This window comes from Vibrio sp. St2, from assembly GCF_947311885.1.
In the GTDB taxonomy this organism is placed as follows: domain Bacteria; phylum Pseudomonadota; class Gammaproteobacteria; order Enterobacterales; family Vibrionaceae; genus Vibrio; species Vibrio coralliilyticus.
This window is the reverse complement of sequence record NZ_CAMZNA010000001.1, coordinates 910,711-929,889: the sequence shown is the minus strand read 5'-3', so window position 1 is coordinate 929,889 and position 19,179 is coordinate 910,711. Positions and strand designations below refer to the sequence as shown.

The window sequence follows — 19,179 nt, the reverse complement described above, 5'->3', positions numbered from 1 at the left end:
AGGTCATCATGCCTAATACAACTTCCCTTACCCTGACTGTATCCGATCTTGTCTTTAACCAAGGCGAGAAAGTTCGCACCACTTTTCTTAAAGTCGCAGAAGCATTTAACAAGCAACACAAAGACGTAATTCGTAAGCTCAAAGGACTGGAATGTTCAGATGAGTTCACTGAGCGCAATTTTACGCTCAGTGAATATACAGATAATTCAGGCCGCAATTTGTCGATGTTTGAGATGACTAAAGATGGTTTTATGTTCTTGGTCATGGGCTTTACGGGTAGGAAAGCAGCGCAGATAAAAGAAGCCTATATAAACGCATTCAACCAGATGGCCAATCAACTTCGCAGCGCCATGCCGACACTTCCTCCCGCTCAATACCAACTCCCTGAAACCTGTTTACCTAACTTCTATGACTCCGGCTGGTTACCCGCACTCTACAAACGTTGCCCAGCAGAAAGCCATTGGACATATCACATTAAGTTTCAGATAAGACCAAAAAGTGGGAAGTTCTGCGCGAAGTTTGAATTAGGAATAGGGGGCAAAGGTGAAGACAAGCCGTGGTTTGAATCCAGCGGCTCCGAGTTCATCGACAGCGGTTTCTACCTAGAGTATCGAGACCTAAATGAGCTATGGGAGAACGTTCGTAAAGTGTTGGCCAAGTATCAGGCTAACAGCCCGTTCTAACTTAGAAAAAGAGCCTCGAAAGAGGCTCAAATTAAAGATTATTCGACGACAAGTGAGTATATCTTTAACCAATCGCCTTCACACCCGTTGGTAACGATCGTTATATCTTGATTAGAAGATTTAGCCGCAACTAACAGCTCTTTGATTGTCGGATCAGGAGAGTGCAGACCAGCCCAGCCAGAGTGGTTAGAACATGTATTTAGCTCATCTGCTTTCGGAAACCCGCGATTTAGCTGAATCGCAATGTGTCCCTGATTGTTTGTATAAAGTTTGGAAATTTCGCCGTAGTCAGTTGCTGTTGCAAACGCGAATGAACTTACAGAAGCCAGAAGAGATGCTAGCAGAATCTTTTTCATTATCAATCCTTTATAGAAGTTATGAGATTAGCACTCGAGTGCTGAGCTATTCATACATAGAATTATTAAAATTATCAATGTAATCATTGCTTTATATATTATTTTGTGATTTAAAGCGCGTAATTAGAAAGCTAAGACTAGGTTGTGTGATTGCGAAGTGAGCATTTGTATTGAAGTGGGAGAGCAGCATGATTGCACTGATGAGATATGAGGTGAGTAGTCTGTCCTAAAGAAAACGCCGAGCTTAGGCTCGGCGTGTTTGATTTGAAGTCAAAAAGTTATCTATTTAATGGACAAAGCCGTAACTTGGCATACAGTTTCATTTGGACCCCATGGGATACTTGTATCATCAACTTCGATTATGATTTTTTTTCCTGTGGTCCATGCCATCAATAGAATAGATAGTAAATGTGTGTCTTCTTTTAGTAGATCTGCAGCATCCTGACGACATGTTGTATCCCCCCAAGCACCTGGATTGACGTAAATTCGTGTTGAATTTTCACTATTTGGGCTGACGGGGCGTTTGGTTGAAATCGGATGGAGTTGAGTTACCGTCACTTCACGACTCGCGTGTTTGGCATAAACCACGTTTGGAGCAACCATTAGCAGCAATACTAATAGTGTTTTTAGTTTGGATATCATTTTTATTAAACCTTGTTTGCTATTTCTAGTTCTTGGCATTTAGTGATAAGTTGGTTAATTGATGGTTATATAAGTAAGTACACAATCGTTACCGCTTCCCTTTACGCCTACTCGTGCTGTGGTTTTTGATTTGTATGCTTCCATAGCGGCTGAAAACTTTAATCCTGCAGCAATCGCGTTTGAATAACCATCTATGTTTAGCCAACCGTTTGTACAAGACCACTGAGAACTTGAAGGGTTAGGCTGGCTTGCGCCAAGTGTCTGAATTTTTACCGTTTCGTCATTTACATGGACTTTTGAAATTGTGACAGTCCAATGAGTAACATCCTCAGATGCAATCGATGGGATAGTGAACAGAGTTGTGGCCAATAGAGCTAACAGTTTTTTCACTGATCTCTTTCTCAATTTAATCATTGTCGGTATTTTTGGAATCGTCTTTGTTAGTTACTGAAATACTAATATGCGTTTTCGAGAGCGGTATTTTACGCTATCGAATTGCGTGGATATCCCCAACAGTTTCAAGATCATGAGGACTTCCGCATTTAGATGTACCTATCACTGTGACTTTACCTTGAGTATGGAAAATGGATAGTGCATGACTGTACTGTATTTGGCCTATTTTAGTCGCTAGGTCGATAGTGAAGTAATCATTAGAGCTCGCTCCCTGACAGGGTGAAACTCTGGATTGCTCAAGTTTAATGTATGCGAAGCCGTTTGAGTTTACATGTATCCTTTCAATGGTCGAGTTTTCAACCTTGGATGCCCAAGACATCGTGCTTAAGAAGGTTAGCGCAATAAAAGTGACAAAGTGGCGCATTATATATTCCTTTTTGTGATTAAGTTTTTTGCACTACACATATAAGCACTTGGAAATGTGCATTCTGTGGAGTGCTTGTTATTCTCTTGCACTAATATATTTAGCCTCGCAGCTTTGACCGCTGCCAGTAACACCAATACGAACACTTTTCTGTGTAGAATATAATGTTAATGCAGTAGACAGCATTGCTTTAGGGCTAGGTTTGTCTTTGGAACTAAGCCAGACAATGTTATTTGAACAAGTCCACGTTGCTGACGAAGGGTTTGGACTTTCGAGGTTTTTTAAACCAACCCACGCGCTTTCATTTTCCTTCGCAGTTACCATGCTGACAGTTGCTGTCCAGTGAACTTCGTCATCTGCAGCTAAAGAAGGTGTTGCTAACAGTAATGTTGCCAGTAATATCGCGAGGTTTTTCATATTATCTCTACTTTTGTTGATGTGGTGGATTGCAGTTAGCCTAATGGCTACCATTAACCTGATTTACTTTACGCAGATTAAAATGAGACGAGATTTTAATATATTGATGCGTTATATAAAACGTAATAATTCATTGATTCTTTTATTGATATTGCTTCGCATCACAAGTTTCAACAAATAGGTGAGGCTGAACAGCTAGAAAGTGGCGACAAAAATGGCGGCACTCATTGAAAAACTACGTTAAATAGGGCGTCATATCGCCATTTTTAACTGTTTTTATATACATAATAAATTATTTAAGTTTTTGAAATATAATGATTTTGTGCTTTTTCTTTGAAGTTCTACGGCAGAACTTCTGAGTGATTTTTTTGCAATACACAAATGAAGACCTTGGCATAGTAGTATGCGTTACAAGTCGTACTTTTAATAAGTGACCTTCTAAGAAAACTGACGTGATGACATAAGACAATAAAACTAAACTAAAATCATGTTGTTCTATGAAGCGTGATGAACATAGTTAGAAATCCGTCGCCACTTTGTCGCCATTTTTAATTTTTGTATTTTGGGTTTCTATCTAAGTTTCTGAAAATTAATAATTAATTTTAAGAAAGGAGTCTTAGGTATGTTCCAGTTCATGACCTCCACCCGTATTGTCTTTGGTGAAGGCGCCTTACAGTCATCTCTTTCAATTCTTAACCAATACGGTTACAGCGTGTTGCTTGTTTCGGGTCAGAGCCTAGAAAGAGTCGAGATGGTTGTCGACTACATCAAGTTACAAGGAATGCGCTATCAGCACGTTTCCGTTTCTGGAGAACCTAACATCGTTATGATTGAAGAAACCGCTTTAGTGGGGCGGAAGTTCAAACCAGATATGGTTGTTGCCATGGGAGGCGGAAGTGTTTTAGACATGGGAAAAGCCTTAGCGGCGATCATTCCCAACCAAGGCGACGTTTATGACTATGTGGAAGTCGTCGGTCGCAATGTGCCGTTAAAGGCTAAACCTATCCCTTTTATCGCAATTCCAACGACAGCAAGTACGGGCTCTGAGGTAACCCGTAATGCAGTGCTACGTTCAGGGCAGGACAAAGTTAAAGTGAGTTTACGTAGTCCGGAGATGCTGGCGGATGTGGCCATTGTTGACCCGACATTGACCTATGGGACCGACTCTTACAAATCGGGCCGTGGAGCAATGGAGACTTTTACTCGTTTAATGGAAGCCTATGTTTGTGGTGACCCAAACCCACTAACCGATATGATATGTGAAGAAGGACTTCGCAGGCTGAGTACTTCGATTCTGTCCGGGTGCCTTGAAGATAAACCGCAAGCTCGCTCTGACCTCTCTTTTGTTGCTATGCTGGGGGGGATGGCTAGCACTAATGCCAAACTTGGCGCAGCGCATGGGTTGGCTTCCGCTTTGGGTGGCAAGCTGGAAGCGCCCCATAGCGTGATTGCGGCGAGGCTTGCACCCCATGTGATGATGGAAAATATAAAAGCAGCACAGGATGCAGAAAGGCACGACGTTTTAGCTCGTTACAAGAAGATGGCGATTTTGCTTACGGGTAGAGTGAATGCTAAACGGGAAGATGGGGTACTATGGGCTAACATGATGCTTGATAAACTCTCCTTACCTACGTTGAGTCAGTTTGGCGTGTGTAGTACGTCTTTTGATGTTGTTGCGGAAGATGCACTTAAGTCTGTGGCGATCAAAGGAAATCCATTGCCACTTACTAAGCAGAGATTAACTTATATTCTTCAACAGGTATGCAATTGTAATGATGATTGTCTTATAGAAGAGTCGAGTGAGCAGTCAAGCGCTCAGGTTGTGAAGAGTGGCTTGGCTGACGTAGAAGTTCGATTACAGAACTCTTAAACATTGAAACAAAAAGGAGCGCTAATGCGCTCCTTTTTAAAACTGGGACAGCTTATCGTACCGAGAGTCTTTCAACGCATCTTTGACGCGTTTGAGGTTTTCTCTAAAGCCAGAGCCTCGGCGAAGGGTAAAGCCGGTTGCCAACACGTCAATCACGGTCATTTGTACAACACGACTCGCCATCGGCATGTAAACGTCTGTGTCTTCAGGCACGTCAAGTGAAATCGACAATGAGCTCGCTTTGTCCAAAGGTGAATCTTTTGCTGTGATCGCAATGACCGTTGCACCATTTTCGCGTGCTAAGTTGGCAATCTCGACCTGGCTTTTAGTACGGCCAGTGTGAGAAATCAGTACAATCACGTCATTATCTGTACAGTTAATACAGCTCATGCGTTGCATGACAATATCTTCAAAACAGGTAATCGGGATATTAAAACGAATAAACTTGTTTTGCGCATCACGAGCAACGGCAGAAGAAGCACCAAGGCCAAAAAACGAAATGCGTTTTGCTTGAGTTAGCAAGTCAACGGCACGGTTGATTTGCATTGAATCGAGGCTATTCTTGGCTACATCGAGACAAGCCATGGTTGATTCGAAAATCTTATGTGTGTAGGCGTCTGGGCCATCATCTTCCTCAACGTTGCGGTTCACATAGGGTGTACCATTTGCGAGGCTCTGTGCCAGATGAAGTTTAAAGTCGGGGAAACCTTTGGTATCCAAACGGCGGCAAAAACGGTTAACAGTTGGCTCACTCACATCAGCCATTTTGGCCAGTGTAGCGATACTAGAGTGAATCGCAGTCTGAGGAGATGCCATGATGACTTCGGCAACCTTACGTTCAGACTTGCTGAAATTCTCTAGGTTTTTCTGAATTTTTTCTAATGTATTCATAGTGTTCACGAGGGTATAGAGAACAACTCACTGGATATACCTGTTGGTAAAAGAGGTCACAAGTCGTCACCTAAAGGCAATAACTATCCAGCGCCATGCGTCCAGTATAAACCTAAGCAAAAGGTTTACAGTAATTTTTATACGGTTCAATTAGTGAGAATATGACAAGCCTCAAACTAAATTTTGCCAAAACTACATAAATGCGTGTTATATGCAAAGGTTTTCGCGGTTTGAGGCTGTCGATGTTCGGCAAGTTACAGCTTTTTCGAAAGAAATTTTCAGTTTTCTTTGATTTTTTGAGCGGCGGATTGGATCCTCGCCATCAATTTTGGTGCTTGTTTTGCAATCTCTCGCTGCTCTTCGAGAACCGTGCTCAGGATGTCTCGTCCAGTAAGAGGATTAGCTAGTACAACTCTGAATACAATGGTATTCATTCTGTCCCACTGCTCGGGGTTGAGGCGAGTTCGAGAAACAAAAGACTTACCTGTTTCGCGTTGTCGTTTCTGAATGAACTTTGTCAGCTCATTGAGCAACTCATTTATTTCCGACTTCTGCTGAGGACCGGCTTTTTCAAGAGCACTGCGGATCTCAGCTGGAATGTATCTATAGGTCAGTAGACACAGTTCCGGCTCTGAGACGAGTTCGAAATCGTTCTGCTGTTTGATCAACTCGGCGAAGTACTTGGCTTTTTCAATACTTTGATCGATCAGTAGCTCGTAACCAGGGCGACTGATGATATGCATCGCGGCATAAACCAGCATGGCCATACCAGAACGAGAGCCTTCTAGCGTGTGACTGCCTAGGTCTTTCGAACCTTTACGCAAGATATATTGCGCGTGGTGCTCGATAGATTTCATCGCTTCTGGATCTTTAAACAGCACCATGCCCGCACCCATAGGAATGTAGAGCTGCTTGTGAGCATCAATGGTTATCGAGTCAGCAAGCTCTACGCCGTCTAAGAGGTGGCGGTAATTGTTAGACATCAGCGTAGCACCGCCCCATGCCGCATCAATATGGAAATGGCAATGTTCACGCTGGCAAATAGTAGCGATATCGGCGATTGGGTCGATCGAGCCAGTCTCTGTTGTACCGGCAACACCAATCACTGCAAAGGGCTTAATGTTTTGCTGTTTTAGCTGAGTTATTTTTTCCTGCAGCGCTTGAGGACAAATACGGTTATTAGTATCTGTTTTAATGGCAACCAAACCTTCTTGTCCAATACCAAGAACGTCTGCCGCTTTTTTCAATGAATAGTGCCCGCGCTCAGAAACTAATACAGCAAGACCTTCATAGCCATAATATTTCATGGCTTTGAATAGTCCTTCCTTTTCTACACCTTTGAAATCACCTGTCGCTTTTAACGCGTTGTTTCTAGCAACCCAAAGTGCCGTAATGTTGGCGATAGTGCCGCCAGAGCAAAAAGCGCCCAAAGAATGATTAGCACTGTGCATCCATTTAGCGTAAAACTCATCGTTCTGGTTGTATACCAGTCGGTGAAGCATACCAAGTACTTGGCGCTCTAAAGGTGTAAAAGCTTTGGATGTTTCGATTTTGACCAAGTTTTGATTGAGCGCGATCATGATCTTAGACAGTGGCATCAAAAAGTAGGGCAGTGCCGAAGTCATGTGGCCGATAAAGCTCGGTGCAGAAGTATGAACTGAATGTGATACTAAGGTATCAAGCAAATGTTGAGTATGCTCGGAAACGAATTCGGGTTGCTCTGGAAGTGACGCATTGGAGAAGTCTTTTTCGATTTCTCTAAGTGGCTTTTCTTCCGCGACGATATGTTCGCGCAAAAACTGGTTCAGGTTTTGCGATAACTTTTCTTCGATTTTTGTCAGTGTTGAGTCTGGCCCTTCAGGGACGGTAAAGATTCGGAGTAAACTCTCGAAACTCGCGTCAGCCGTTTTATGTTCCGATACCATACAGCTACATTGCTCTTATCTTTTTTGTTGCAGCGGGACAATCTAAACGAAAACGGGCGCAAAGTCCCGTCTTAATTGTTTGATCTTAGATACTGTGATTTGAACGTTGCCGCTGAAGAAAAGGTCCAGCGGCAATATCCATTATGTATCACATGAAATGGTTTCTAGGTCTTTAATCGCTTCATTGTAGCGCTTTAACGCATCATCAATTTTTGTTGGATGGCTCAGCAAATCTGCGAAAGCCGAGCGAAGATCGTAGTTCTTCTCATGCGGCTTTGATTGACGATCACTGAAGGTGACCTGCGCCAGTCGACCGAGTTCATCGCTACGCGAGGACAAGGTTTTAATGTCCTTCTGCTCAAGCTGAAGCCAAGCTTCAACGGGCTGACTGGTAGCAATCTTAGATGGGTCGTTTTCAAGGTAGTAGTGAACAGCAGCGCGGTTCAACTCAAAATGGTTTTTTCGACCTTCCAGAAACCACTCACTGACTTCTTTTAAGTCAGGGTATTGTTCAGAAGTTAGCTTTGCGAGATCTTCGTACCAGTGTAGAGAAGCATCAACATAGGCGTCGTATTTCTTGGACAAACATGCATTGTCAGCTGCGGCAACCATAGTAGAGGTTGCGCCCAGCAGCAAAGCAATAAGTAGACGTGTCATAATGATTCCTTTTGAAGAATAGTTATTATAAACCCACTAAATTAGCAAGCGCTAAATTATAACGTGTGGTTGAGCCCTAATATAGTGAATCTGAACATAAAATCATGCGATCTAGCCTACAAGAGAGACAAAGAAAAGCATCAATACGGGCACTAATAGGCTTAATATAAATCCACTCACTATCGCAATTGGTACACAACGTACCCCACCAGTGGTTTGTATAACGGGTAACGTAAAGTCCATCGCCGTTGCACCAGCATAGCCAATCGCTGTACAGGGCTTAGTGCGTATAGCGAGGGGAATCAATACTAAGGCAACCAGTTCTCGGAGGAGTTCAATCATAAATGAGGCTCCACCGTAGACAGGGCCAAAAGCATCACCCATCAGAATGCCAGCTAAAGAATACCAGCCAAATCCAGATGCCATTGCCAAGCCACGGTAAAGATCGATGTCTAAAATCATGGCTGCAATCGCACCGCCTATCATCGACGTGGCAATGATCACTAGGGCGATGATCATGCCATGCTTGTTTAGCAGTATTTGGCGAAGAGTCAGGCCACTATTGCGCAACTGAATGCCAATGAAAAAGAGTAGGACAAACAAAATCCATTCGCTGGCAGTATCGACCCAACTCAAATTGATAGGAAGCATCAAGCCTGCGACTAACCCACCACCAACAACAACGATCAGCTTGGCCGATTCCATAGCCATACCGGATAAAGGGAGTTTGGTTTGCTTGGCATCTGTTTCAATTGGTAGAAGTTTGTCGATAAAGGGGAGTGCAGCTAAGTTACTCAAACTCAGGCAAACGAAGAAGACTGCGACATATTGCAGGATCAGTTGTAGATTTTGGCCCAGATTATCGAGCGCCGCGAGGCTCAGCCCCATTAATGCCAAAATGACATAGATAAGGTTGGAGGTCGTGGCGTTGATTTTATCGAGAATTGATGGTTTGGAAATCGATATCAGATACCCCACAACGAGTGGGGCAAAGATGAATATCATCCCTGAAAACATGTGGCTTCCTGTGTACTGGTACGTTTAGCGCTAGAGTCCGCTAGCGCTAATTAACTCATTGATTTGTGTATTGAACTCAATATCACTTAAATTACTGAGTTTGTACAGTATATCTGCACCAGTCAGGTCAAATTCAACGGTGTGTTCATCGATCTTGTCATCTTGACGACGAAACATCAGGATATGATTGGCGATACGGGCGATGTCTAGGTAACTGACATCCACACTTTGCCTTTGCGTGGTTTGATTGGTGGCGACTTCGAGGAAATCGCTATCAAAACCCCAATGTTCTAGAACAAGGCGACTTGCATTGGAGCACTGGTTATTAAATATCTGGAACGCAATGTCTTCTGCGAGGTAATTACCTTGCTCCAAGTACATATGGTATTCGTTCACGATGCAAAATAAGCCAATATCAGCTAATAAACCTGTCAATAAAGCCTTATCTGTTTCCAGATTGCTATATCTTGGGTCGTTTGACTCTTTGAAACCTTTCACCACCATCACCATGGTAGCTGCCAATTCTCTAGAGTTATGAGCACTGTTAATCAGAACTTCATTGCAGCTACGGCTTAAATTCACGGAGTGCTTAAGCTGTTCGATGGCTTGTGCGGTCACAATATCACGCACTCGTAAAATGCCGAGACGTGATACCGCCGTGACCAAGTCGGTACACGTAATATTGCGGCGGTTGAAGATGACCGAATTAGCGACTCGGATAACAATGGCCGCAAGGCCTGGGTCTTCTAGCAAGCTATCCGCAACGTCCAATACTGTAGTTGCGTCTTGGGTACATAATTTTTGTATTTTTAAAACAACATCTGATATCGGTGGCAGGGTAATCTTGCCCGAGTTGATGGCGTGTTCAACTAATGTTGAAAATTCAGACTCGATGCCTTTAACCAGAAGTTCATTGTTTTCAGGAAGCCAATAAAAAGATAGGTGGTTCATGCTTGATCAGCTAAAGATTCTACTAGTTACAGTTTAACTTCCCAGACCATTATTATGCAAATTATTGATAAGTTAATTGAGAGTTTTTGTCCGATGTATTTTTTGCAGTGAAGTATGGAAACGACACTAGTGTGATGTCAGTCCCGAATTTATATGAATTTAGTTTTATTGGTGTGAGCTGTGCACAGACTTATTTTGTAACGTTAACTATCATTTATAGTACTTGCAGTCGGTATGCTAATAAAAACATAAACCATAGCTTCGCTGGCTGATTTACATTTTTCGCTTAAAGCTGCTGCTATCTGGTGATCATAAATAATCGGGGTTTCTAGATTAGAAGGATCAATGGATATGACAGAGCAACAATTTATTAATTACGTTAACAAGTTTGGTAGTTTCCAAAAACGTTCAATGTTTGGTGGAACGGGTTTATTCAAACAAGACGCAATGTTTGCCCTAATGAGTGCTGACAAAGTGTTTATTCGAGGTGGTGACTATTTAGATGACAAATTGACGGATTTGGGCTGTATCAAGTACCGTCATGTTAAAAAACAAACGACTGCGACGGTGAATTACTACGATATTACTCATCTATTTAATAATAAAAATGAGCTTTTAGATGAGATTGTTGAGAATTCGATTAAGTTTTCGGTGTCTCAGCGTCACTATAAGAAGTCGTCAGCGAGTCGTCGTTTAAGAGATCTGCCGAACATGCAGCTCACACTAGAGCGCATGGTGAAAAAAGCGGGTGTTGTTGATGTTGACACCTTCTTGGAGCTCGGTGCACCTGAAGTGTTCTCTAAAGTGAAAGCGACATACGGCAATGATGTCGATGTTAAGCTACTTTGGAAATTTGCTGGTGCCATTGATGGTGTACATTGGAAGCTTATCCAAGAACCGCGTAAACGTCAGCTTCTAGCGAGTTGTGCGTAATACACTTGCTGAGTAACAGACATAAAAAAGCCGAGGTCAATGACCTCGGCTTTTTAGTATTTGGTTATCTCATTCTGAAATGTGTTATCAGAACTTGAATCGCGTTGTGAACATTAGCTGGTCACCGTAGAAATCATTGATGCGCGCTTCAGCACCAATTGAGAAAAGCTCTGTTGAGTGGAAGCGTACGTACGCTGAACCAATCCAGTCATCGTTATCTTCGATGGAGACGTAGCCTGCTTTACCGCCTACTTCTAGTTGTGGACCTAGCCATTGACGAACCCCTAGGTTCAATTCCATACCCGTGTCAGTGCCTTTACCTTCTTTGCCACCAAAATCGACAAGGCGGAATAGCATTTCACCAGTAAAATCAGCCCAGTTGTTGATTGGTGCGTGGAAGCCAAAGCCTGCTGCCGCGTCATAATCACCTTCAAACTCTGAATCAACACGGCCAATCACATGAGCGTTTGGGTGGATAGATTTACTTGCAGCCGCGCCGAACGTTACAGGACTTGCGCCAATGCGAGCTTCCAGGTAATCGTAGCTGAAGTTACTCATTACGGTTGGGCTGTTTGGGTCGGTCTCTGCAAAAGCTTGACCAGATGCTAGCACAAGGGCTGCAGCTAAGATTGTTTTACGCATACGAAAGAAAAACCTATTCTTGTTAATTTCCTTGGTTTGGTGCGACGGAGCGCTGCCATATCGAGACATCATAATGCATTGTTGTAGTCCTACACTACAAAAATGTCATTGTTTTGTCGTTATTTACATGTTGAAGCAATCAATATGCCAAAATACGCACAATTTGGTGATCTATTCTCCAAAATTGATTCGGTTTTTTGCGACAGCATCTAATATCTGTTCTGTATCGAGAATGGCAGCCCAGGGCATCAAGTCAGCATTGTTCTCTATCATATATTGGGTAAGTTGTTTTTTGATGACATCGCGTAAGTTGTCCCCTCGCCAAGGTTTGGCAATGTAAAAATGCAGGCTGGAGTGATTCACAGCTTCTACTGTGTCTTCCAATCCGGCTTGGCCAGTTAGCAATACTTTGCGTGCCGTTTGAGTGGATGCGTTGTCATTAAGTTCAATGAGAAAGCTAATGCCAGTTTGCTCAGGCATTATGTGGTCGCAAAGAATGAGCGCTAGCTTCCCTCCCTCCTGCTCAGTTTCTTCTATGATAGATTTAGCTTCCGCGACAGATTCTGCGGCTTCAAGGTCGAAGTGTTCTTCAAAGCAGTCCAGATCCTGAATCACACTGTCTAGCACTTCGCGCTCATCATCGACACATAAGATTAGGTATTTAGTCATGTTGAGTCCTCAAATTGTGTCGTGTGTCTGCAAGGGGAGCCACACTGACATTTTGGTGAATCGATTAGGTTCAGACTGAACTTCAATCCGCCCCCCATGTTGATGAACAATTTGCTGGCAAACTGATAGGCCAATGCCTAATCCAAAGTTGCCTTCCTTTTTAGTGGTAAAGTTGAGGGCAAAAATTTGACGCTGTAGCTTTTTGGAAATACCACAACCATTGTCTTCAATTGAAATAACGGCCCATTGTTGGTCGTTATAGCTGCGAGTCTCAGATTGAATCAAAAGTGTCCCTCTTTCAGGAAGAGCGTCAATGGCGTTGGATATGAGGTTAGTCCAGACTTGCTGCAAAGCCATTGGCATACACTGTATCAGTGGTAAATCACCGTACACTTTTTCTACGCTGTGCATTTTGAGTTTATTTTCAAAGATGACCAGAGTATCTTCAATACCTTCATGAATGTCAGATAATCGAAACGTCTCATCGTCTGGGCGAGCGTAGCCTTTAAGGCTCTTGACCATGTCGGCGATACGTTGAGCACAAACATTGATGGATCGTAAAGTTGCTCCTGTAATGTGATAACTCTCAAGAAGGTCGAGCTCATGCGCTACTTCAGCTTGGTTGCTTTGAGTACGCTTCAACCATTCTTGATTGTCTTCTAACCCGAGTTTGACCAGCTTTTTAGCGACTCGACGTTCACCCACCTGAGATTCTATATTTTTGGCTAGTTGCCGTTCATCAGAAGTTGACCTCGGTTTGGAATCGAGAGATTTAGCCAGAATATCCGCTCCTAGAGTTTTGAGTCTGGATTGACCATTATCATCACTGACTAATTTATGAATGTTAGCCGTTAGCGTTTCGGTACTGCGAAGAATTGCCGCTACAGGATTGTTTAGCTCATGGGCAACGCCCGCGACCAATTGGCCTAGCATTGCCATCTTTTCACGCTCAATGAGTTGTTGATGGGCAGAATCTAGGGATTCAAGCGTCTTTTGCAGTTCGAGCTTAGTATTAATACTGCGCTGCAGGCGACGATTGAAATGACGCAGAAGTAGGTTAGTAAACAAAGGAAGCAGGGTGGTGTTGGAATGCATGACTTTAGCGAAAATGTCTCGGTCGAGTTTTATCACCTCAGTTTGTTTTAAAGTCAGTGCTGTCGAGAATGAGGGCTCACCCGTGACAAACGACATCCCTCCGACAATATTACCCTTGTTGTGTCTGACCACCTCGCGCTGTATTCCGAGTTCGTCTTTTTTATATAGCGCAACTTCTCCTTTGGTAATGAACCAGAGAAATTGATTTTCTTCGCCTTCAATGGTGAGCAGATGTTCAGATGAATAGGTTCGGCAAGCGCGAGTGTCGTCCTGATCTGAGAAGAACTCGTGCAAAGCTGAGATAACTTGCTCAGCGAGCTCTTGATCGGAGAGCGTGTGATGATCAGTGATAAAACCCTCGCGATAGCTGCGCATTTTGAGTTCGATGTGTGCTCTAAGAAGACGCTGTTGATCGAGTATTTGACTATATGCGAGAAGGTTTTCTTGGTCGTGCTTTAGAATAAAAGTCGTGAGTTCTTTTTTGACCGTTTTGTATACCAAGTTGTCCTGCAACGGTTTAGTCAGACAATGATCCAGTCTACCTTCATTGACGGCAGACAGTATCGCTTGTATGTCTTGTCCGCAGCTGATCAAAATCTTACGTGCGCTTTGTGTATGGTGGCTTTTGTCTAACTGAATCAGAAATTCAGCGCCATTAAAGTTTTCATGATGGCTAGCCAGTACCAGCGCGACAGGTTGCTGGTTTTCCTGACAGTAAGCCAGCGAAGCGTGCGCGTCTTCGATTGCATCAGCCGTATGTATGTCGAACCTTGCCGCAAATTGACCCAGCTCTCGTCGCAGTTGCTCTACACTAATAGGATTGTTGTCTAAGCACAGTAAGGCATACTGATTCACTGTTGTCGCCTGTCTCTAATGAACGCCCTGATCTGAAATTACTCTAACAAGGATTACTCAGAGTGACTGAGACACAGGTTTTAGATTCGTCTTCGATTTGTGAAGAAAGCCAATACTCTGATTTAACTCAATGTTTTTTGGTGTAAACTGCAAGAAATACCTAAGTGAAGATAATTACATGCATCAGTTGAAAAAATACGGCGCTATTGGTGGCGCAATCGCTTTGGCTTTATGTTGGCCTCTGGCGGTAGGACAAATTGGACAAAATGTTATCCATGATGGCATTACGCATCTAAGCAATGATTCAGTGAAAGCTGAAGTCGTTTCCTACAACCGCGGCTACCTCTCTTCTGAAGTACAAACTCGTTACACGGTTGCGGATCCAGAGCTTGCCAGCCAACTGGAAATTGATGGGTTGCCGACGGAATTCGTCGTGAATAGCCATGTCACTCACGGTTTGTTTAGTTTGAAAGCAGAGTCCACGTTGGAAAATGCGGAGCAGTTTCCTTTAACGATGACAACGGTGACTCAACTTAACGGCAATACGGACTACTCGTTGGAGCTGGGTAACTGGCATCAAACAACAGAAGGTGACGGCGGCGCTATGGTATCAGTGACACCTTCGTCTCTGAAAGGCCATGTTACGGTGTTGGGAGAAGTCAGCTACGACCTTAACATTCCTTCCGTTGAAGTCGATTTCAATACAGGTGAAAAGATGCTGCTGTCGAACATCACGGGTTCGGGCCTTGGCAGAAAGCAAAACAGTTTTTGGCTGGGCGACCAGAAAATCAACATTGCGGAAATGTCGGTTCTCGATTCCACACAGACCCCTTTGTTTTCTCTGAAAAGTGGTCAGTATCAGTTTGCTTCTTCACTTGATGATGCCTCTCAACGTGTAAATAGCAAACATGTTGTGAGCGTTGATAAATTACTTATGTCTGAAGACGAAGTGGACAACTTGGTGCTGGATTTAGAATTCGGCGATTTAGACAGCAGCTCATTTGAGCATTTGGTTAGTATGTATCAGAACAATCCGGTGCTGACGGCTGACGATATCCAAGATGCGATTCCTTACGTGGAAACCCTATTTTCTAAAGGTTTCTACCTATCTATGAATAAGATGGCTCTGACCTTAGGGGACAATGGCGAGTTCGAAAGTACATGGAAAATTACCGTTCCAGAAGGAACCACCAACGTCACTCAAAACCCTGCCAACATTCTTCCTTCTTTAACGGGGAACTTAGACACGTTTTTCTCCAATGGCTTGGTTGAACAGTATCCTTTCATTAAACAGGGTGTCGATGAAGCGATGGTGATGGAGTTTGTTAGTCAGAACGATAAGGGCTACCAGATTCAGGCTGAGCTAAAAGATGGCAATCTTGTATTCGAAAACGGGCAGCAAATACCTTTGATGGCGATACTATTGCCAGCAATGATGCAGCCATAAGTTAGGATTTTTATCACTTACATGAAAAAGAGGTCTAAAGACCTCTTTTCTTGCTTTTTATACGTGAGAAAACGTGCTATTAATCCTGTCATTACTTATTGAAAGCATGAGCAAGGAATCTCGAAATGGACAATGTTTATAACTTTAGTGCCGGACCAGCGGGGCTGCCTAGAGCTGTAATGGAAAAAGCACAATCCGAATTCGTTGAGTGGAACGGATTGGGCACATCTGTGATGGAAATTAGCCACCGAAGCAAAGAGTTTATTAAGGTTGCTGAGGATGCAGAACAAGATCTTCGTGACCTACTGAACATTCCTGACAACTACAAAGTCTTGTTCTGTCAGGGTGGTGCTCGTGCACAGTTTGCTGCTGTCCCATTAAACCTATTAGGTAGTGCTAAGAAAGCGACCTACGTTGATGCAGGATACTGGGCAGAAAGTGCAATCAAAGAAGCAGAAAAATACTGCGAAGTGGATGTATTTAATGCCAAAACCACAAAAGAAGGTAAATTGGCTGTCACTGATGCATTAGAATGGAAGATTGACCCTCAATCCGCTTATGTACATTTTTGCCCAAATGAGACTATCGATGGTATCGAGATTTCAGAACTGCCTAAGACGGATAAACCGATCGTTGCGGATATGTCATCCAACATACTTTCAAGAGAGATCGACGTCTCTCAATACGGGGTTATTTACGCTGGTGCTCAAAAGAATATTGGCCCTGCGGGGATCTGTATTGCTATCGTCCGTGATGACTTGCTGGATCTTGCTCATGAACTTTTACCGAGCTTCATCAGCTACAAGATGTTGGCAGAGAAAGACTCAATGTTTAACACGCCACCGACTTTCGCTTGGTACTTGTCTGGCTTGGTGTTTAAGTGGTTGAAAGAGCAGGGTGGTGTCGCGGCTATGGAGCAGATTAACCGCGAGAAAGCAGCGATTCTTTATGAATGTATTGATAGCTCTGATTTCTATAAAAACGAAGTTTGCGCCCAGAATCGTTCACGAATGAACGTACCCTTCCAGCTTGCTAAACCTGAACTGGATGGCCTATTCCTAGAACAGGCAGCAGCGAAAGGCCTTGTTTCGTTGAAGGGCCATCGTGCTGTCGGTGGTATGCGTGCTTCAATTTACAATGCAATGCCTGTAGAAGGTGTAAAAGCTCTGGTTGAATTCATGAAGGAATTTGAAGCAGCAAATGCTTAACCCGGAGAGATAAAGTAAAGGCTTAGCCATTGAGGCTAAGCCTTTTTTATTGATTAAAGTTTAAAACGAGCGACAACTTGTTCCAGTTCTTCGACTTTTCGGTAAAGCTGGCTGACCGCTTGAGCGCCATCTTGAGTGGTGCGAACCGAGTTGTCGGCAATTTGGCTGATGGTATTGATGTCACGCGACATCTCTTGTGCTGCTGTAGCTTGCTCGTTTCCGGCTGTTGCGATCATATCTATCATCTGGTTGACATCCTGAGCACGGGATACGATCTGCGTCAGGGCGTCCCCAGCGGAGTTAGACAGGGTTACGCCTTCTGCAACTAAGTGAGTTCCTTCGCTCATCCGCTCTACGGCCTGACGTGTTTCGTTCTGAATCGAGCTGATCAAACCGCCTACTTCTTCGGTCGCTTTTGAGGTTCTCTCAGCCAGACTGCGCACTTCATCAGCGACGACGGCAAATCCTCGACCAAGTTCACCGGCTCGTGCGGCTTCAATGGCTGCATTGAGCGCGAGCAAGTTGGTTTGTTCGGCGATATCGTTAATGACTTTGATAACGTTACCGATCTCTTCTCCGCGTTTACCTAAACTGTCGACAGTTTCTGCGGTTTCATTGACGACTTCGGAGATCCGATTCATGCCATTGACGGTTTCTTGCATCAATTTACCGCCATTGGTTGCTTCCTCACCAGCCTGACGTGAACTTGCTGCAGCGTCAGTGCTTTGATCTGCAACCTGATTGACGGTAACAGTCATCTCTTCGACAGCACTGGCGATGAGTGTAGCTTTGTCTGCTTGTTCCTCAATACCAGAAGCAACCAATTTAGTTGTGTCCTCGACCATTTGCGTGTTGCTAGCAACTTCAGAAGCAACACTTGTGATATTGGATAACACACTTCTGAGAGATTGTTGCATTGCATCAATTGCACGAGCGAGTTCACCCAGTTCATCTTTGTTGGTTTCATTGATCGGCGGTTCTGACAAATCACCGTCAGCAATGGACTTGGCTTTTGCTGCAATCACATCCAGTCTCTGACGTATGATGTTTAGTAGGCCCCAAGCGACAGCAATACCGACAACCAATACCACAATAACATTGATAGTCAGCCAAAAGATAATGGTCGACATATTGTTGTTGAGTTCTGCTAAGGCTTGGATAGAGTCGTTAGTCTCTTCTGTGGCGGAGTTATTGAGGATTTCTTCCAGCGGAAGAATAATAGATTGCTTCAATTCACCGACCAGCATGTTTGCTGATCTTTTACCCGAAGGGTCGTAGCCTTCAAAGACCTCCTGAGCAATACGAATAATGTCGTAGTAATACTGTTCAACCTCGTCGATTTGGCTTGAAGCTTGGGGATCTGGTTCTAGGGGACGGAGTTTATCAAGATATCCTGCAAAGGCACCGGCATCATTGTTAAAGGTGTCTCGTGCTGCTGGGTCACCCATGATGTAGGCATTGAGCGTTGCAATCATATCGCCGGCTTCGTCGACCAACTCAAGATAATAACGAATACTCGGTAAGTCTTGATTCAAAGTCCTATCGAGAGCGGTGCTTTTATAGGCTTCGGTAAAACGCTTTTCTGCGAGTTGATCGAGTAAATCCTCCAACGGTGCCCCAATGTTTTTGGTCAGCTGATTGATTTTATCGATAGCCTGCTGTTCATCGGCGGGGTTGAATTTGGTGAAGATGCCTTGGTTAACGCGTTCAATGTACTGGTTCGCTAGACTAATGATGCGATCCATTTTTGCTACGTCAGAGGCTTTAGCCGACTCTAACGCACGTAATCGCAAGTATTGTTGCTGGAATTCATTGGCATTCGTTTCAAAAGCATTGAGTTGCCCTGCATCGCCATTGAGATATTCGAGGGCGTTAGTTTGTAGGCTTCCAATTGCATCCAATACGTTGAAATAGGCCAACACTCCGGGTACATCATCAGACTCTATTTCCTGTGAAATGGTGGCAGATTTGTTGACGAGAGACCAGACGATGAAAGCTAAAATCAGGGTGGTAATTATTATTATTGAAAAGCCCATATAGAGGGCATGGGACAGACGAACGTTCATCTCTATCTCTCCATCGGGAGTTGGATTCCAATGAACTA

At 43.7% G+C, this 19,179-nt stretch carries 19 protein-coding genes; 5 read left to right on the top strand and 14 right to left on the bottom strand.

The features are described 5' to 3' along the window. The first annotated feature begins 8 nt into the window (after positions 1-8). Positions 9-683 carry a Rha family transcriptional regulator gene (locus QMA41_RS04405; RefSeq protein ID WP_281628961.1) on the top strand — a complete coding sequence of 225 codons (675 nt, stop codon included), beginning with the start codon at positions 9-11 and terminating at the stop codon, positions 681-683. A 38-nt stretch (positions 684-721) separates the two neighbouring features. Here the strand turns inward: QMA41_RS04405 and QMA41_RS04400 are convergent, their stop codons facing one another. The 5 genes from QMA41_RS04400 to QMA41_RS04380 all read right to left on the bottom strand — a co-directional run bounded on the left by QMA41_RS04400 (position 722) and on the right by QMA41_RS04380 (position 2,915). Next, entirely contained in the window at positions 722-1,039 is a 318-nt protein-coding gene (locus QMA41_RS04400) for a hypothetical protein (protein WP_038512473.1), read from the bottom strand. A gap of 282 nt (positions 1,040-1,321) precedes the next feature. Next, on the bottom strand, positions 1,322-1,642 hold the full coding sequence (locus QMA41_RS04395) for a hypothetical protein (RefSeq protein ID WP_281628960.1): 321 nt from the start codon (positions 1,640-1,642) through the stop codon (positions 1,322-1,324). A 93-nt stretch (positions 1,643-1,735) separates the two neighbouring features. Beyond that, positions 1,736-2,071, bottom strand: coding sequence for a hypothetical protein (locus QMA41_RS04390; protein ID WP_281628959.1), 336 nt, complete (start codon positions 2,069-2,071; stop codon positions 1,736-1,738). 97 nt (positions 2,072-2,168) lie between these two features. Then, positions 2,169-2,498 (bottom strand): hypothetical protein, encoded by a 330-nt coding sequence (locus QMA41_RS04385; protein ID WP_281628958.1) that lies wholly within the window; start codon positions 2,496-2,498, stop codon positions 2,169-2,171. 78 nt (positions 2,499-2,576) lie between these two features. Next, on the bottom strand, positions 2,577-2,915 hold the full coding sequence (locus QMA41_RS04380) for a hypothetical protein (RefSeq protein WP_281628957.1): 339 nt from the start codon (positions 2,913-2,915) through the stop codon (positions 2,577-2,579). Positions 2,916-3,537: 622 nt separating this feature from the next. On the opposite strand from QMA41_RS04380, the gene QMA41_RS04375 reads away from it, so the two are divergent. After that, positions 3,538-4,785: an iron-containing alcohol dehydrogenase gene (locus tag QMA41_RS04375; protein WP_281628956.1), complete on the top strand. Its 1,248-nt coding sequence runs from the start codon at positions 3,538-3,540 to the stop codon at positions 4,783-4,785. A gap of 36 nt (positions 4,786-4,821) precedes the next feature. Here the strand turns inward: QMA41_RS04375 and QMA41_RS04370 are convergent, their stop codons facing one another. From QMA41_RS04370 to QMA41_RS04350, 5 genes are all read right to left on the bottom strand, one after another. Further along, entirely contained in the window at positions 4,822-5,676 is an 855-nt protein-coding gene (locus QMA41_RS04370; RefSeq protein WP_019276064.1) for a MurR/RpiR family transcriptional regulator, read from the bottom strand. A 278-nt stretch (positions 5,677-5,954) separates the two neighbouring features. Continuing rightward, positions 5,955-7,601, bottom strand: a complete 1,647-nt coding sequence (panP, locus tag QMA41_RS04365; protein ID WP_281628955.1) for a pyridoxal-dependent aspartate 1-decarboxylase PanP — start codon at positions 7,599-7,601, stop codon at positions 5,955-5,957. Positions 7,602-7,742: 141 nt separating this feature from the next. Then, positions 7,743-8,258: a hypothetical protein gene (locus QMA41_RS04360; RefSeq protein ID WP_006959035.1), complete on the bottom strand. Its 516-nt coding sequence runs from the start codon at positions 8,256-8,258 to the stop codon at positions 7,743-7,745. A gap of 111 nt (positions 8,259-8,369) precedes the next feature. Further along, complete coding sequence (locus QMA41_RS04355; protein WP_281628954.1) at positions 8,370-9,275, bottom strand: lysine exporter LysO family protein; 906 nt, start codon at positions 9,273-9,275, stop codon at positions 8,370-8,372. Between the two features lie 30 nt (positions 9,276-9,305). Continuing rightward, on the bottom strand, positions 9,306-10,226 hold the full coding sequence (locus tag QMA41_RS04350) for an HDOD domain-containing protein (protein WP_006959033.1): 921 nt from the start codon (positions 10,224-10,226) through the stop codon (positions 9,306-9,308). Between the two features lie 345 nt (positions 10,227-10,571). Between QMA41_RS04350 and QMA41_RS04345 the strand changes: the two genes are divergently transcribed. After that, on the top strand, positions 10,572-11,159 hold the full coding sequence (locus QMA41_RS04345) for a TfoX/Sxy family DNA transformation protein (RefSeq protein WP_029236136.1): 588 nt from the start codon (positions 10,572-10,574) through the stop codon (positions 11,157-11,159). Between the two features lie 87 nt (positions 11,160-11,246). Here QMA41_RS04345 and QMA41_RS04340 read toward each other — a convergent pair whose 3' ends face one another. From QMA41_RS04340 to QMA41_RS04330, 3 genes are all read right to left on the bottom strand, one after another. Continuing rightward, a complete protein-coding gene (locus QMA41_RS04340) occupies positions 11,247-11,801 on the bottom strand; it encodes a hypothetical protein (protein ID WP_006959030.1) in 555 nt (184 codons plus the stop codon). Between the two features lie 171 nt (positions 11,802-11,972). Continuing rightward, complete coding sequence (locus QMA41_RS04335) at positions 11,973-12,470, bottom strand: response regulator (RefSeq protein WP_006959028.1); 498 nt, start codon at positions 12,468-12,470, stop codon at positions 11,973-11,975. A gap of 9 nt (positions 12,471-12,479) precedes the next feature. Next, a complete protein-coding gene (locus QMA41_RS04330) occupies positions 12,480-14,420 on the bottom strand; it encodes an ATP-binding protein (protein WP_281628953.1) in 1,941 nt (646 codons plus the stop codon). Between the two features lie 178 nt (positions 14,421-14,598). Between QMA41_RS04330 and QMA41_RS04325 the strand changes: the two genes are divergently transcribed. Further along, positions 14,599-15,867, top strand: a complete 1,269-nt coding sequence (locus QMA41_RS04325; RefSeq protein ID WP_281628952.1) for a DUF945 family protein — start codon at positions 14,599-14,601, stop codon at positions 15,865-15,867. A gap of 125 nt (positions 15,868-15,992) precedes the next feature. Beyond that, entirely contained in the window at positions 15,993-17,075 is a 1,083-nt protein-coding gene (gene serC, locus QMA41_RS04320; RefSeq protein WP_172850155.1) for a 3-phosphoserine/phosphohydroxythreonine transaminase, read from the top strand. A gap of 53 nt (positions 17,076-17,128) precedes the next feature. On the opposite strand, the gene QMA41_RS04315 is transcribed toward serC, so the two are convergent. Beyond that, on the bottom strand, positions 17,129-19,141 hold the full coding sequence (locus QMA41_RS04315) for a methyl-accepting chemotaxis protein (RefSeq protein ID WP_281628951.1): 2,013 nt from the start codon (positions 19,139-19,141) through the stop codon (positions 17,129-17,131). Positions 19,142-19,179: the final 38 nt, after the last annotated feature.